The organism is Kitasatospora sp. NPDC001603 (assembly GCF_040298365.1).
In the GTDB taxonomy this organism is placed as follows: domain Bacteria; phylum Actinomycetota; class Actinomycetes; order Streptomycetales; family Streptomycetaceae; genus Kitasatospora.
Window position 1 is genome coordinate 98,807 of sequence record NZ_JBEPAA010000024.1, and the last position, 12,109, is coordinate 110,915.

Consider the following 12,109-nt stretch of genomic DNA (forward strand, 5'->3'; position numbering starts at 1 on the left):
GTAGGCCCGGCCCGTACCCCGAGGGGCGCGGACCGGGCCTGCGGTCACTGATCAGACGTCAGTGGGAGTGGCCGTGGCCGCCGTGCGAGTGGCCGTTGTCGGCCTCCTCTTCCTTCTTCTCCACCACGAGGGTCTCGGTGGTGAGCAGCAGGGAGGCGATCGACGCGGCGTTCTCCAGCGCGGAGCGGGTGACCTTGACCGGGTCGATGACGCCGGCCTTCAGCAGGTCGCCGTACTCACCGGTGGCGGCGTTGAAGCCGTGACCGGCCTCCAGCTCGGCGACCTTGTGGGTGATGACGTAGCCCTCGAGGCCGGCGTTCTGGGCGATCCAGCGCAGCGGCTCGGCGAGCGCCTTGCGGACGACCGCGACACCGGTCGCCTCGTCGCCCGACAGGCCCAGGCCGCCCTCCAGCACCTTGGCGGCGTGGACGAGGGAGGCGCCACCGCCGGCGACGATGCCCTCCTCGACCGCGGCACGGGTCGCCGAGATGGCGTCCTCCAGGCGGTGCTTGCGCTCCTTCAGCTCCACCTCGGTGGCGGCGCCGACCTTGATGACGCAGACGCCGCCGGCCAGCTTGGCCAGGCGCTCCTGCAGCTTCTCGCGGTCCCAGTCGGAGTCCGTGTTGGCGATCTCGCCCTTGATCTGGGCGACGCGGCCGGCGACGGCCTCGGTGTCACCGGCACCGTCGACGACGGTGGTCTCGTCCTTGGTGATGGTCACGCGGCGGGCGGTGCCCAGCACGTCCAGACCGGCCTGGTCGAGCTTGAGGCCGACCTCCTCGGAGATGACCGTGGCACCGGTCAGGGTGGCCAGGTCGCCCAGGATCGCCTTGCGGCGGTCACCGAAGCCCGGGGCCTTGACGGCGACCGCGTTGAAGGTGCCGCGGATCTTGTTCACCACGAGGGTGGACAGCGCCTCGCCGTCGACGTCCTCGGCGATGATCAGCAGCGGCTTCGAGGCACCGCCCTGCAGGATCTTCTCCAGCAGCGGGAGCAGCTCCTGGATGGAGGAGATCTTGCCCTGGTTGATCAGGATGTACGGGTCCTCCAGGACCGCCTCCTGCCGCTCCGCGTCGGTGACGAAGTACGGCGACAGGTAACCCTTGTCGAACTGCATGCCCTCGGTGAAGTCCAGCTCCACGCCGAAGGTGTTGGACTCCTCGACGGTGATGACACCGTCCTTGCCGACCTTGTCGATCGCCTCGGCGATGAGCTCGCCGACCTGGGTGTCCTGCGCGGAGAGGGACGCGACGGCGGCGACGTCGTCCTTGCCCTCGATCTCGCGGGCGATGGACAGCAGGTGCTCGGAGACCGCGGCGACGGCCTTGTCGATGCCCTTCTTCAGGGCGGCCGGGCCGGCGCCCGCGGCGACGTTGCGCAGACCCTCGTTGACCAGGGCCTGGGCCAGCACGGTGGCGGTGGTGGTGCCGTCGCCCGCGACGTCGTTGGTCTTGGTGGCGACCTCCTTGACGAGCTGCGCGCCAAGGTTCTCGTACGGGTCGTCGAGCTCGACCTCACGGGCGATGGTGACACCGTCGTTGGTGATGGTCGGCGCACCGAACTTCTTGTCGATGACGACGTTGCGGCCCTTGGGGCCGATGGTCACCTTGACGGTGTCGGCCAGCTTGTTGACACCGCGCTCCAGCGAGCGGCGGGCGTCCTCGTCGAACTGCAGGATCTTCGCCATGTTCCCTATTCCCTCGGGGCTGCGACCGGCACGCCGGCCACCGGACTACGTGAACCAACAACCACGCCCCGGGCCCCTGTCACTGGGACACGGATCCGGGGCGGGCTGGAACGTCTTACTTCTCGGTGCTGCTTACTTCTCGATGATGGCGAGAACGTCGCGCGCCGAGAGGACGAGGTACTCCTCGCCCTGGTACTTCACCTCGGTGCCGCCGTACTTCGAGTACAGGACGATGTCACCGACGGCGACGTCGAGCGGCAGACGCTGGCCGTCCTCGAAGCGGCCCGGGCCGACAGCCAGGACGACGCCCTCCTGGGGCTTCTCCTTGGCGGTGTCCGGGATAACCAGGCCGGAGGCCGTGGTGGTCTCGGCGTCGAGCGGCTGGACCACGATGCGGTCCTCGAGCGGCTTGATGGCAACCTTGCTGCTGGTGGTCACGTCCGAGCTCCCCTTCGGAGATTACGGGGTTGTCTAACGGGTAGTGGCGAACCTACGGGCCTGCCGTCGCGGGGGTCAGACACGCTTCTTCGCGTTAGCACTCTCCTGGTGGAGAGTGCCAAGGACGACCATAGGCCGCGGTTAGCACTCAGTCAACCAGAGTGCCAACGACGCGCCCGAAACGGTTCTCGCGGGCGGCTGCCGGGCCGCACTCCCGTACGACGCCGCCGATGATCCGCACGCGTGCGCGTCCGATCAGGGCCCACTCCACCAGTGCGCTCGCCCCTCCGCCCCGGTCCGGTCCGTCCGCCCCGGGCGGCCCGGCGCGCCGACCCGGGGAGAATGAGCGGGTGGAGACCGAGAACCTGCAGCCCCTGCTGACCCCCGAGGGGCAGTCCCTGCTCGCCGAGCTGCGCGAGTTCGCGCCCGAGGAGGAGCTGGCGCTGGCGACCAGGCTGCGCCGGGAGCACTCGGCGGAGCTGGTCTCGGCGGCGTTCGGGCAGGCCCGGCTGCGGCAGCGGGCGCGGGCGAAGTTCGGCGCGGACGCCGACCTGATGTACTTCACGCCCAACGGCGTCGAGCAGTCCACCCGGCGCAGCGTCGCCGAGTGGCGGGCACGGCGCTTCGCCGAGCTGGGCGTGCGGCGGCTGGCCGACCTCTGCTGCGGGATCGGCGGCGACGTCCTCGCGCTGGCCCGGGCCGGGATCGAGGTGCTCGCCGTGGACCGGGACCCGGCGGCCTGCGCGGCCACCGCCGCCAACGCCGCCGCACTGGGCCTGGCGGACCTGGTCGAGGTGCGCTGCGCGGACGTCGCCGACGTCGACGTCACCGGCTACGACGCGGTCTTCACCGACCCGGCCCGCCGCACCTCGCGCGGCCGGGTGTTCGACCCCGAGGCGTACGCCCCGCCGCTGTCCTGGGCGATCGAGGCCGGCCGGCGCACCCCGATCGGCGCGCTCAAGGTGGCCCCCGGCATCCCGCACACGGCCGTGCCGGGTGACGCGGAGGCCGAGTGGGTCTCCGACCACGGCGACGTCAAGGAGGCGGTGCTCTGGTTCGGCACCGGGGCCGACCGCCCGCACCGCGCCACCCTGCTGCCGCACGGCGACTCGCTGACCGGCGGCGACCTGCCCGACCCGCCGGCCGGACCGGTCGGCCGCTACCTCTACGAGCCGGACGGCGCGGTGATCCGGGCCCACCTGGTCGCCGAGGTGGCCGAGCGGGTGCACGGCCGGCTGATCGACCCGAAGATCGCCTACCTCACCTCGGACCGGCTGGTCGCCACCCCGTACGCGCACGCCTTCGAGCTGACCGACGTGCTGCCGTTCCACATCAAGAAGCTGAAGGCGCTGCTGCGCGAGCGGGCCGTCGGCACCGTGGTGATCAAGAAGCGGGGGATGGCGATCACCCCGGAGGAGCTGCGCCGCCAGCTGAAGCCGAGCGGGCCGAACAGCGTCACCGTGATCCTCTGCCGCACCGACCAGGGCCCGCTGATGATGCTCGGCCGGCCGGTGGCGCTCCCGTAGGCGGACTCCCGGTCAGCCGGCGGGCGGCCGGATGTAGTCCTCCAGCCGGGCCACCGCGAAACCCTGCTCCTGGATGCGGGCCAGCAGCTCCCCGAACATCTGCGTCATCGTCTCGCCCTTGAGGTCCTTGGGCCCCCGGAAGTGGGCGAGGACGATGTCGCCGGGCCGGAGCTTCTTGTCCGCCGCCTGGTACTGCATGTCGTGGATCTGCATCGACTCGCGCCAGAGCACGATCGCGCGCGGCCCGCACTGCTGCACCGAGGTGTTCAGCGCCGGGGTGTTGGCGCCGTCCCCGTACGGCGGGCGGAACAACAGCGGCGCGGTGCCGTACTGCTGGGTCAGCGCGGACTGGGCGTCGCAGATCTCGGACTTCTGCTTCTCCGGCGCGACCTTGCTCATCTGGGCGTGGTCGACGGTGTGGTTGTGGATGTGGTTGCCGAGCGCCTGGAGCGGCTTGAAGTAGCCGTAGTTGTCCTTGACGATGTCCCGGGTCAGGAACATCGAGACCGGCACCTTGAGGTCGGTCAGCATCTCGACGAACTTCGGGTCCTTCTCGGCGCCGTCGTCGATGGTGACGAAGACGACCTTGTCGGTGGTCTTCACCTCACTGAACACCGGCACGGGGCCGGTCCGTTCGAGCTTGACCGGCTTGTCGGCCGGCGCCGGCGGGGCGGGCGGCAGCGGCGTGAGGTGCCACTTCGCCCAGGCCGCCGCGTCCCCGGCGGCGGGCACCGCGGCGGGTGTCGCCGTGGGCGTCGGCGTCGTCGCGGCGGACGGCCGCTGCCCGGCCGCCGGCGTCGTCGCGGCGGTCGCCGCGGGCCCGGCGCCCGTGCCGCCGCTGCCACAGCCGGTGGCGGCGGCCAGCAGGGCCAGCGCCCCCACCGCGTACGTCCTCGTCCTGCCCCGCCCGTACCGCTCCACCGCGCCGCGCTCCCAGCTACCGTCCAGCATGCTCTCAGCTATGCACGGTAGTGGCCGGCCGTTCGGTTCCCGGACAGGCCCGGCAGCTCGCTACTCCGGGTCCGCCCCGGACGCCGGGTTCGCCCCGGTCTCCGGGTGCTCGCTGGACTCCAGGTGCTCGCTGACGAAGGACCAGCGGTGCACCGGGCGGCCGGTCAGTGCGGCGGGCGGCTCGGGGACGGGCACCGGCTCCGCCGTCCACCAGGTGATCAGCAGCACCCGGTCGCCCGGCGCACCGAACAGCTCGGCGCGGACCAGACCGGCCGAGCCGCGCAGCGCGGGCAGCGCGACCTCGCGGACCCAGGCCGACAGCTCGGCCCCGCGGCCGTCGGCGGCCCGCGCTTCCCACATCGCGGCGGTGGTGGTCACCGACCGCCGCCCAGCGCCTGGTACGCCTGGCCGTGCACGTCCGTGTGCGGGACGTGCACCTCGGTGACGGGCAGCGAGGAGTCGGCCGACAGGTCGAAGGACGAGGGCGCGCGGTCGCGCCAGACCATCTCGGACCCCAGCGCGGCGACCATCGCCCCGTTGTCGGTGCACAGGCCCGGACGCGGCACCCGCAGCCGGATGCCCGCCTTGTCGCAGCGCTGCTGGGCCATCTCGCGCAGCCGGGAGTTGGCCGCCACGCCGCCGCCGATCATCAGGTGGTCGACGCCGTTCTCCTTGCAGGCCTTGACCGCCTTGCGGGTCAGCACATCGGTCACCGCCTCCTGGAACGAGGCCGCGACGTCCGCGATCGGCACCTCCTCGCCGGCCCGGCGCTTGGCCTCCACCCAGCGGGCGACGGCGGTCTTCAGGCCGGAGAACGAGAAGTCGTACGCCGGGTCCTTCGGGCCGCTCAGGCCCCGGGGGAAGGCGATCGCCTCGGGGTCGCCCTCACGGGCGGTGCGGTCGACCACCGGACCGCCGGGGAAGCCGAGGCCGAGCACCCGGGCGACCTTGTCGAAGGCCTCGCCGGCCGCGTCGTCGATGGTCGCGCCGAGCGGGCGGACGTCACGGGTGATGTCCTCGCTGAGCAGCAGCGAGGAGTGCCCGCCGGAGACCAGTAGGGCCATCGTCGGCGAGGGCAGGCGGCCGTGCTCCAGCTGGTCCACGCAGATGTGCGAGGCCAGGTGGTTGACCCCGTAGAGCGGCTTGTCCAGCGCCCAGGCGTAGGCCTTGGCGGCGCTCACGCCGACGAGCAGCGCACCCGCCAGGCCGGGGCCCGCCGTGACGGCGATGCCGTCGAGGTCGCTCGCCTTGATGCCGGCGGTGTCCAGGGCGCGCTGGATGGTCGGGACCATCGCCTCCAGGTGCGCGCGGCTGGCGATCTCGGGCACCACACCGCCGAACCGGGCGTGGTCGTTGACGCTGGAGGCCACCGCGTCGGCGAGCAGGGTGGTGCCGCGCACGATGCCGACGCCGGTCTCGTCGCAGGAGGTCTCGATACCGAGGACGAGCGGTTCGTCAGCCATGGCGGTCTTCCTTCAGGTCCTTCGGGTCAGTACTGGGGTGGTCGAGGCGCATCACCAGCGCGTCGATGCCGGCCGGCTGGTAGTAGTTGCGCCGGATGCCGACGGGTTCGAAGCCGAAGCGCTCGTAGAGCCGCTGGGCGCGCGGGTTGTCCACCCGCACCTCCAGCAGCAGCTCCGCGCAGTCGCGCCGGGCGGCCTCCCGGATCAGGTCGGTGAGCAGCAGCGCGCCGAGGCCGGTGCCCTGGTGCCGCGTGTCGACGGCGATGGTCTGCACATCGCCCTCGCCGGCCACCGCCATCAGCCCGGCGTAGCCGACGATCGCGCCGTCCGGGGTGGTGGCCACGGTGTAGTGGCGGGTGCCGCCGCGATGGGCCTCGGCCAGCTCGGACCAGTACATCCCGGTCGACCAGGCGTCCTCGGGGAAGAGCGCCAGCTCCAGCTCCATCACCGGTGCGATGTCCCACCAGCGCATCGGGCGCAGCGCGGTGCCGTGGCCCGGTCCGTCGGGGCCGTGCGCGCCGTTCGGGCTGGTCGGGCTGGTCGGGCCGTGCGCGCCGTTCGGGCCGGTCACGCCGGGAGCACCGCCTTGTAGCCGGCGGGCACCTGGGCGTCCGGGCGGCGCAGGTAGAGCGGCACGTTGGGCAGCAGCTCCCGCCCGGCGGCCAGCTCGGCGGCGGCGAAGTCGGCCAGCGCGCCCGCCGAGACGTGCTCGGGCCCGTGCGCGCCGGGGAAGGCCTCCGGGTACAGCAGCGCACCGGCGCCGACGGCCCGCGGCCGCGGCGTCAGCTCGGCCGGGCGGTCCACGGCGGGGCCCTCGGTGCGCCGGCCGTCCGCGTCGTACGAGGCCCAGTAGACCTCCTTGCGGCGCGCGTCGGTGGCCACCGTGAACGGCTGCCCGGCGAGGCCCTCGGCGCGCGCCCGGTGGGCGATCGCGTCCAGGGTGCAGACGCCGTGCACCGGGACGCCCAGCGCGTGGCCGAGCGCGGCGGCGGTCACCAGGCCGACCCGCAGGCCCGTGTAGGGGCCGGGGCCGACGCCCACCGCGATGCCGGTCAGCCGGTGCTTGTCGACACCGGCCTCCCGCAGCACCCGGTCGATGGCGGGGAGGAGCAGTTCACCGTGGCGCCTGGCGTCGACCTGGTCGGTCTCGGCGAGGACGGCCGTGCCGTCGTGGACGGCGGCGGTGACGGCAGGGGTAGCGGTGTCGAACGCGAGCAGCAGCACGGGTCAAGGTTAGACCGGTCGGAGCCGTGGACCGCCTCCGGTCCTGGTCCGCCCGATCGACAAGGCGTCCTGGTTCGGAACACACGTCCTACGGGGTGCGGGCGGGAACGAGCGGACCTGGCACGATGGGGCAGACGGGTTTTGGGACGGCGGTGGGAGCGACACGTGGCGAAGATGGGTCCTGGAGTGGTGGTCACGGGGCTGACCCTGGGGGCCCTGGCGGTGGTGAGCCTGCTGGCCTTCCAGGCCAACGGCGCACAGGACCGCGCAGGCGCCACCGGGCCGACCGCGAGCACCACCGCCTCGTCCGGCGGGCCGTCCGCGTCGGCCACCCCGACCGCCTCGGCCACCCCGACCGTCCCCGCGCTCCCGACCACCTCGGGGGCCGGTCTGCGGGTCGTCTACTCGGCCGGCAGCCACTACGTCTGGCTGGTCGACCCCAAGAAGAACCCGCAGGTGGTGGCCTCCTTCGCGGTCACCCCGGGATCGGTGGAGCCGACCCCCGGCAGCTACCCGGTGTACAGCCGGGCCGCCACCAGCACGGGCACGGACGGACGGCAGATCGAGCACGTGGTGCGCTTCGCCCAGCAGAACGGCGTGGTGTTCGGCTTCAGCGCGGCCGTGGACGGCGCCACCCCCGCCGCCGACCCGAAGACCAAGACCGGCGGGATCCGCAGCGGTCGGGCGGAGGGGCAGCTGCTCTGGGACTTCGCGCCGAGCGGCACCAAGGTCGTCGTGATCGCCTGAGGACGCGCGGCCCGCACGCCGGGGCGGGCGGCGGGCCCGAGGCGGCATCCGGCTCGGGTGCGGTGCCCGGCTCGGGTGCGGCCCCCGGTTCGGGGCGGATGTCGAGTGTCAGGCTGCGCGGGGCGTACCGGCCACCGGTTCGGCCGGTGCCGCGCTCTCCCGGCGCTCCGGCGGAGTGGAGACCGCCTCCGCGGCCGCACACGCGGCCAGCAGGGCCCGCATCGGTGCGCCCTGGACGCTGCGGACGGGCTCTCCGGCCCCGGTACCGCGCGGCGCGCGCTCCGGGGCGGGGGTGGTGCTCGACATGGCGCCTCCCTAGTTAGGCAGACCTAACCGCGACACCCATCCCATCACGCCCGGCACCCCGCCCGCAACACTTTGCCGACAGCCTGTCGGCAACCGTCGGTGTCGGCCCGTGCCCGTGGGTATTCACTTGTGTCGGCCGACGGCGCCGTCCGTGCCCGCCGGCGCTCGTCGGCTCAGGCCAGCGCGGCCAGCTCCACCCCGGTCCAGCGCGACCCGATCCCGTTCAGCAGCACCCGGCGCGGGTCCAGGTCGTCGTCGTCCGCCTCGGCGCCGATGGCGCGCTCGATCCGGACCTCCAGCCGGCTCTCGGCGAGCCGTTCGACCTTGCCCTCGCCCCACTCGACCACGACCACCGACTCCGGCAGCGAGACGTCCAGGTCGAGGTCCTCCATCTCGTCCAGGTCCCCGCCCAGCCGGTACGCGTCCACGTGCACCAGCGCCGGGCCGCCGACCAGCGACGGGTGCACCCGGGCGATCACGAAGGTCGGCGAGGTGACCGCCCCGCGCACCTGGAGGCCCTCCCCCAGGCCCCGGGTGAGCGTGGTCTTCCCGGCCCCCAGCTCCCCCGAGAGCAGCACCAGGTCCCCCGGCCGCAGCAGCGCGGCCAGCTCCCGGCCGAGTCGGCCCATCCGCTCGGGAGTGGCGACGGTGAGAGTGGCGTGCGAGCCCATGCGCGATTCAAGCCCTTCGATCCGTACTGCGGCGCACCGACCGCCGGGCGCCTCCGCTACGGTGCCACATCCCCGGCCGGGCGTGCGCCGGTGGCCCGGGCCGCTACGGCGTCTCGCCCACCGAGGAGGGCAGCGGCGCCGCGCCGCGGTAGTCGACCGCCTGTTTGAGCAGCGCGACCAGCCGCTGGTCGACGAGGTCCGGGCGCTCCAGCATCACCAGGTGCCCGGCGTCCTCCACCAGGAGCAGCTCGGCCCCGGGCAGCTGCTCGGCCATCGCCTCGCTGTGCGCGGGCGGGGTCAGCAGGTCCTTGGTGCCGGCGAGCACCAGGGTGGGGATGCCCCGCAGGGCCGCCAGCGCGGCGGTCTTCTCGTGCGCGCCGAACACCGGGTAGAACTCGGCCACCACGTCGATCGGCGTGGCGTCGAGCAACTGTTCGGCGAACCGCACCACGCCCGGGTCGACGTCCTTCCCCCCGAAGGAGAACTTCCGGTAGAAGACGGCGCTGACGTCCGCGCCGAGCCGCCGGGTCGCCTCGACCAGCTCGACCTGGCGGCCGAGCAGCTTCATGACCCCGGGTGCGACCTTCTTGAACAGCTTGGCGCCGACCGCCGGCAGACCGAGCGTCACGGCCTCCCAGTCCCCCGCCAGCGTGCCGATCAGCGCGACGCCGGCGACCCGGTCCCGGAACAGCTCCGGCTCCTGGTCGGCGAGCGCCATCACCGTCATCCCACCCATCGAGTGGCCGACCAGGACCAGCGGGCCGGTCGGCGCTACGGCGTCGATCACCGCCTTGAGGTCCCCGCCCAGCTGGTCGATGCTCGCGAGTTCACCGGCCAGGAACGAGCGGGAGCGCTCGGACCGGCCGTGGCTGCGCTGGTCCCAGAAGACCAGGCGCATGCCCTCGCGCAGCGCGGCCCGCTGGAAGTGCCAGCTGTCCTGGTTGAGGCAGTAGCCGTGGCAGAAGACCACGGTCAGCGGCTCGCGCCGCCCGACGGCGGCGGCGGGGCCGAGGCCCGAGCGCCGGCCGGCCCGCACCAGCGCGCCGGAGCCGCCCAGCAGACCGGGCAGCCCGCTCCGGTCGACCGGTCCGTCGCCGGTGCCGGCGCCGGAGCCGGTAGCGGTGCCGGGGCCGTCCGTCCGGCGGCGGACGAACCAGCCGCGGCGGGCGGCGGCACTGGTACCGGGGGCTGGGCCTGGGCCTGGGGCTGCGACGACCTCGTCGTCCGGGCGTTCTTCCGGGTGCTCTTCCGCGTGCTCCTCGGGCCGGACGCTGACGGGCTCGGGCCAGCCGGTGCCGTCCAGCTCGACGTACAGCTCGGTGCCGTCGGCGGCGGTCACCGTGCACGGGCGCCCGCGGAGCGAGCCGTACGGGGCGTTGGCGTCCAGCTCCGCGCGGGCCCGGCGGCGGGTGGCCCGGCCGACGGTCAGCCGCTCGATCGCCACACCGGCGGCCGCGCCGGCCGCGACCACGCCGACCGAGATCCCGATCAGACCGGCCCGGCTCACCCCGGAGGCCGCACCGGCCGCCTTGGCCACCGCCGCGACCGGACCGGAGCCGGCCTCCTCGCTCATACGCTCGCGCCCTCGGTCGCCGCGCCCCCGGTCGGCACGCCCTCGGCGGCCGGGACGTCGGCCGTCGGGGCCTCGGTGGTCGCGCCCAGGTAGCGGCGCGGCACCCGGGCGCCGATCCGGGTCACGATCTCGTAGGAGATGGTGCCGCAGGCCCGGCCCCAGTCCTCGGCGGTCGGCTCGCCCTGCTCGCCGTTGCCGAACAGCAGCACCTCGTCGCCGACCGCGGGGGTGTCGCCGCCGAGGTCGACGACGAACTGGTCCATCGCCACCCGACCGGCCACCGTGCGCCACTTTCCCGCGATCTGCACCGGGCCGGTGCCGCTGGCGTGCCGGGGGATGCCGTCGCTGTAGCCCACCGGCACCAGCCCCAGGGTGGTCGGGCCGGGCGTGGTGTAGTGGTGGCCGTAACTGACGCCGTGCCCGCCGGGCACGTGCTTGACCAGGGCCAGCCGGGCGGTCAGCGCCATCACCGGGCGCAGCCCGAAGTCGGCCGGCGAGCCGACCTCCGGGACGGGCGAGAGCCCGTACATCGCCAGGCCGGTACGGACCAGGTCGTAGTGCGATTGCGGGAGCAGCAGGGTGGCCGGGGAGTTGGCGAGGTGCCGCACCGCGGGGCGCAGCCCGGCCGCCTCCGCGTACGCGAGCGCCTCGCGGAACGCGTCCAGCTGGGCCTGGATGGAGGGGTGGCCGGGCTCGTCCGCGGCCGCGAAGTGCGACCAGACGCCGACCACCGTGAGCAGGCCCTCGGCCTCGGCGCGGCGCGCCGCGCCGACCAGCTCCGGCCAGTCGTGCGGCTGGCAGCCGTTGCGGCCGAGGCCGGTGTCGGCCTTCAGGTGCACCCGGGCCGGGACACCGGTCGCGCGGACGGCGGCGAGCAGCTCGTCCAGCGCCCACTGGGCGCTGACGGAGACGTCGATGTCGGCGAGCAGCGCCTCGCGCCAGGGGCCGCCCGGCGTCCAGAGCCAGCAGAGGATGCGGGCCTGGTCGGGGCGGATCCCGGCGGCGCGCAGAGCCAGCGCCTCCTGCGGGAGGGCGGTGCCGAGCCAGCCGATGCCTGCGGCGACCGCCTCGCGGGCACAGCGGACCGCGCCGTGGCCGTAGGCGTCCGCCTTGACCGTGGCCATCACCGTGGCGGCGCCGACGCGCTCGCGCAACGCGGCGAGGTTGCCGCGCAGGGCGGCCAGATCGATGGTCGCCTCAGCCCGTACGCCGTCGGTGAGAGTGGCCGTGCCGGTCGTGTTCGCAGTTGTCATCAGGGTCAGTCTCCCAGACGTCTCATGGTCCTCGCCGAACGGCCCGTCGGCGCGGCGGCCCGGCCCCCACCCGCCGACCCGCCCCTACACCCCGCCACCTCGTCCCCGACGCCCACGAAGCACCACCGGTTCCCACCGGGGCCGGAGAACCCGCGGCACCCGCAACCCGCAGCACCGGGGCGCGGGCGCCGCCGGGGCGGCCGGACCCGGGCCGGCGTGGGGGGGGGGGGGAGGGGGCGCCCCGCGGCCGCGGCCCCCCAGGAGCCCCCC

At 74.2% G+C, this 12,109-nt stretch carries 13 protein-coding genes; 2 read left to right on the top strand and 11 right to left on the bottom strand.

All coding sequences use genetic code 11. The annotated features are described in order from the left end of the window. Window positions 1-58: 58 nt before the first annotated feature. Both groL and groES read right to left on the bottom strand, forming a co-directional pair. The gene (gene groL, locus ABT263_RS17650; protein WP_352291288.1) at window positions 59-1,687 is read right to left on the bottom strand and encodes a chaperonin GroEL; all 1,629 of its coding nucleotides are present in this window, start codon (window positions 1,685-1,687) and stop codon (window positions 59-61) included. A gap of 132 nt (window positions 1,688-1,819) precedes the next feature. Further along, window positions 1,820-2,125 (bottom strand): co-chaperone GroES, encoded by a 306-nt coding sequence (gene groES / locus ABT263_RS17655; RefSeq protein WP_014136232.1) that lies wholly within the window; start codon window positions 2,123-2,125, stop codon window positions 1,820-1,822. A gap of 350 nt (window positions 2,126-2,475) precedes the next feature. Between groES and ABT263_RS17660 the strand changes: the two genes are divergently transcribed. Beyond that, entirely contained in the window at window positions 2,476-3,651 is a 1,176-nt protein-coding gene (locus ABT263_RS17660; RefSeq protein ID WP_352291289.1) for a THUMP-like domain-containing protein, read from the top strand. 12 nt (window positions 3,652-3,663) lie between these two features. Here ABT263_RS17660 and ABT263_RS17665 read toward each other — a convergent pair whose 3' ends face one another. From ABT263_RS17665 to tsaB, 5 genes are all read right to left on the bottom strand, one after another. After that, on the bottom strand, window positions 3,664-4,602 hold the full coding sequence (locus tag ABT263_RS17665; RefSeq protein WP_352291290.1) for a polysaccharide deacetylase family protein: 939 nt from the start codon (window positions 4,600-4,602) through the stop codon (window positions 3,664-3,666). Between the two features lie 60 nt (window positions 4,603-4,662). Then, the gene (locus tag ABT263_RS17670; protein WP_502885815.1) at window positions 4,663-4,980 is read right to left on the bottom strand and encodes a hypothetical protein; all 318 of its coding nucleotides are present in this window, start codon (window positions 4,978-4,980) and stop codon (window positions 4,663-4,665) included. After that, the gene (gene tsaD, locus ABT263_RS17675) at window positions 4,977-6,065 is read right to left on the bottom strand and encodes a tRNA (adenosine(37)-N6)-threonylcarbamoyltransferase complex transferase subunit TsaD (RefSeq protein ID WP_352291291.1); all 1,089 of its coding nucleotides are present in this window, start codon (window positions 6,063-6,065) and stop codon (window positions 4,977-4,979) included. The genes ABT263_RS17670 and tsaD overlap by 4 nt, the downstream gene beginning before the upstream one ends. Beyond that, complete coding sequence (gene rimI / locus ABT263_RS17680; protein WP_329492135.1) at window positions 6,058-6,537, bottom strand: ribosomal protein S18-alanine N-acetyltransferase; 480 nt, start codon at window positions 6,535-6,537, stop codon at window positions 6,058-6,060. Before rimI ends, tsaD begins: the two co-directional genes overlap by 8 nt. A 95-nt stretch (window positions 6,538-6,632) precedes the next feature. Then, window positions 6,633-7,289, bottom strand: a complete 657-nt coding sequence (gene tsaB / locus ABT263_RS17685; protein WP_352291292.1) for a tRNA (adenosine(37)-N6)-threonylcarbamoyltransferase complex dimerization subunit type 1 TsaB — start codon at window positions 7,287-7,289, stop codon at window positions 6,633-6,635. A 174-nt stretch (window positions 7,290-7,463) separates the two neighbouring features. On the opposite strand from tsaB, the gene ABT263_RS17690 reads away from it, so the two are divergent. After that, window positions 7,464-8,036 (top strand): hypothetical protein, encoded by a 573-nt coding sequence (locus ABT263_RS17690; RefSeq protein ID WP_329492136.1) that lies wholly within the window; start codon window positions 7,464-7,466, stop codon window positions 8,034-8,036. A 108-nt stretch (window positions 8,037-8,144) separates the two neighbouring features. On the opposite strand, the gene ABT263_RS17695 is transcribed toward ABT263_RS17690, so the two are convergent. The 4 genes from ABT263_RS17695 to alr all read right to left on the bottom strand — a co-directional run bounded on the left by ABT263_RS17695 (window position 8,145) and on the right by alr (window position 11,839). Next, the gene (locus ABT263_RS17695; protein ID WP_352291293.1) at window positions 8,145-8,342 is read right to left on the bottom strand and encodes a hypothetical protein; all 198 of its coding nucleotides are present in this window, start codon (window positions 8,340-8,342) and stop codon (window positions 8,145-8,147) included. 173 nt (window positions 8,343-8,515) lie between these two features. Next, entirely contained in the window at window positions 8,516-9,013 is a 498-nt protein-coding gene (gene tsaE, locus ABT263_RS17700) for a tRNA (adenosine(37)-N6)-threonylcarbamoyltransferase complex ATPase subunit type 1 TsaE (protein ID WP_352291294.1), read from the bottom strand. Between the two features lie 103 nt (window positions 9,014-9,116). Next, a complete protein-coding gene (locus ABT263_RS17705; RefSeq protein ID WP_352291295.1) occupies window positions 9,117-10,586 on the bottom strand; it encodes an alpha/beta fold hydrolase in 1,470 nt (489 codons plus the stop codon). Continuing rightward, window positions 10,583-11,839 carry an alanine racemase gene (gene alr, locus ABT263_RS17710; protein WP_352291296.1) on the bottom strand — a complete coding sequence of 419 codons (1,257 nt, stop codon included), beginning with the start codon at window positions 11,837-11,839 and terminating at the stop codon, window positions 10,583-10,585. Before alr ends, ABT263_RS17705 begins: the two co-directional genes overlap by 4 nt. Window positions 11,840-12,109 lie beyond the last annotated feature (270 nt).

Bases quoted from the DNA above. Each gene is read 5' to 3' on its own strand.
- ABT263_RS17665 (WP_352291290.1), bottom strand. From the start codon at position 4,602: ATGCTGGACGGTAGCTGGGAGCGCGGCGCGGTGGAGCGGTACGGGCGG.
- alr (WP_352291296.1), bottom strand. From the start codon at position 11,839: ATGACAACTGCGAACACGACCGGCACGGCCACTCTCACCGACGGCGTA.
- groL (WP_352291288.1), bottom strand. From the start codon at position 1,687: ATGGCGAAGATCCTGCAGTTCGACGAGGACGCCCGCCGCTCGCTGGAG.
- rimI (WP_329492135.1), bottom strand. From the start codon at position 6,537: ATGCGCTGGTGGGACATCGCACCGGTGATGGAGCTGGAGCTGGCGCTC.
- tsaD (WP_352291291.1), bottom strand. From the start codon at position 6,065: ATGGCTGACGAACCGCTCGTCCTCGGTATCGAGACCTCCTGCGACGAG.
- ABT263_RS17705 (WP_352291295.1), bottom strand. From the start codon at position 10,586: ATGAGCGAGGAGGCCGGCTCCGGTCCGGTCGCGGCGGTGGCCAAGGCG.
- tsaE (WP_352291294.1), bottom strand. From the start codon at position 9,013: ATGGGCTCGCACGCCACTCTCACCGTCGCCACTCCCGAGCGGATGGGC.
- ABT263_RS17695 (WP_352291293.1), bottom strand. From the start codon at position 8,342: ATGTCGAGCACCACCCCCGCCCCGGAGCGCGCGCCGCGCGGTACCGGG.
- ABT263_RS17690 (WP_329492136.1), top strand. From the start codon at position 7,464: ATGGGTCCTGGAGTGGTGGTCACGGGGCTGACCCTGGGGGCCCTGGCG.